This is a genomic window from Glaciimonas sp. GG7, assembly GCF_052976905.1.
In genome coordinates this window covers 1-1,511 of sequence record NZ_JBRIIQ010000210.1, presented here as the reverse complement: position 1 = coordinate 1,511, position 1,511 = coordinate 1, and the positions used below count along the sequence as shown (strand labels likewise).

Genomic DNA, 1,511 nt, shown 5'->3' with positions numbered 1-1,511 from the left:
CCGCGCAAATGCCCCTGACCGCGTGCACGCTGACCGGGGCTGCGTAGCGCCTGCACAAATGCGCTCTGCTCGCCATCAAATTCGGCGGCGTCAAGATGACAGTGGGTATCGATCCACATGGGAGGGCGTCCTGTTAGCAAAAGAGTGAATGATGGCTTGCCGTATAGCGGAATTGGCAGATTAATATCGTAGCATGTTGTAATATTCACCCACAGAGGGCGCATGTAAGTATTAAGCCTAAATAATGATAGATTTCGGACACTTTTTAGCACCGATCTCCGCTCCATTAGCAATATCAGCAATGTTCAATCACATCCGGCACGCCAGCACCATGCAAGCCTGACAACATTCTGACCGAAGAAACCTTGAACCAATGCCGATATCCACAGAACAATCCCCGCTAGCCGGGCAAGAAACACTCGCAAAAATATTTGACCAACGAGAGTACCGCAACGCACTCGGCACCTTTACCACAGGTGTGACGATCATTACCGCCTGCGGCCTGAGCATTAACGATAGTGACAGCGCAGACAATTTCGTCGGCATTACTGCCAACAGCTTTAACTCGGTGTCGCTAGACCCGCCGCTGGTGTTGTGGAGTCTGGCGAAATCGTCGAGCAGCATGCCGGTGTTTGAGACGGCAGAATACTGGGCCGTACATATTTTGTCGCACGATCAGGATGCGCTGGCGAACCGCTTCGCCAAGCGCGGTGCGGCTAAATTTGCTGGTCTTGCGATCGAAAAAGGGCTGGGTGGAGTACCGCTGTTACCGGCCTGCACCACGCGCATGCAATGCAAAATGGTGCATCGCTACGATGGTGGGGATCACATCATTATGGTCGGCGAGGTGATGCATTTCGATCACTCCGACATCCCGCCTTTGGTGTATCAACGCGGCAACTACGCCATCGCCACCCGCAAGGAAGTGGTCGATGAGGCGGAGGCATTGATCCGGGCGACGACCGGGACAGAGGCATTTAACAAGAACGCGATGCGTGATTTGCTAGGCAGCGCTTATTTTCAGCTTTACGCAAAATTGCGTGAGTACGGCGCGCAACAAGGTCTCAACGATACCGAATTTTTCGTCCTCAACACATTGGCCGCCCGCGAAGGTCTGAGTCTGGCTGAGTTGAACCGTTTGTTCGTCTACGCCGGTCATTCACCGTTATTGATGGTGCTTGATGACATGGCTGCACGCGGATTATTGCAGGTCGTTGCAGATAAGGGCGAAAGCCGGGGCAACGGTTTGTTCTATCTGAGCGCACCAGGTCATGCATTGGCGCAAAAAATTGCCGATGCCGGGATGCAAATCGAAGCCGGGATGATGGAAAAAATGGGAACTGTGGACGCGATTGCTTTGCGTACTTTGTTGCGGCGTTTTATTAACATTCCAGATTAACATTCCTGATAACAAACCGGAAGGTGATGCGTAGTTATTTTTTTAAACAACCCACCACAATTTTAAGAATCTTCTCAATCTCATCAGCAAAAATCGTCCCTAGTATGCATGG

1 protein-coding gene is annotated in these 1,511 nt (G+C 51.6%); it reads left to right on the top strand.

Annotated features, from left to right (window positions below; genetic code table 11):
* Window positions 1–373: 373 nt before the first annotated feature.
* Entirely contained in the window at window positions 374–1,399 is a 1,026-nt protein-coding gene (locus ACVBEF_RS21165; protein WP_447125865.1) for a flavin reductase, read from the top strand.
* The last annotated feature ends 112 nt before the right edge of the window (window positions 1,400–1,511 follow it).

Coding starts and splice junctions, on each gene's coding strand:
- ACVBEF_RS21165 (WP_447125865.1), top strand. CDS start 374: ATGCCGATATCCACAGAACAATCCCCGCTAGCCGGGCAAGAAACACTC.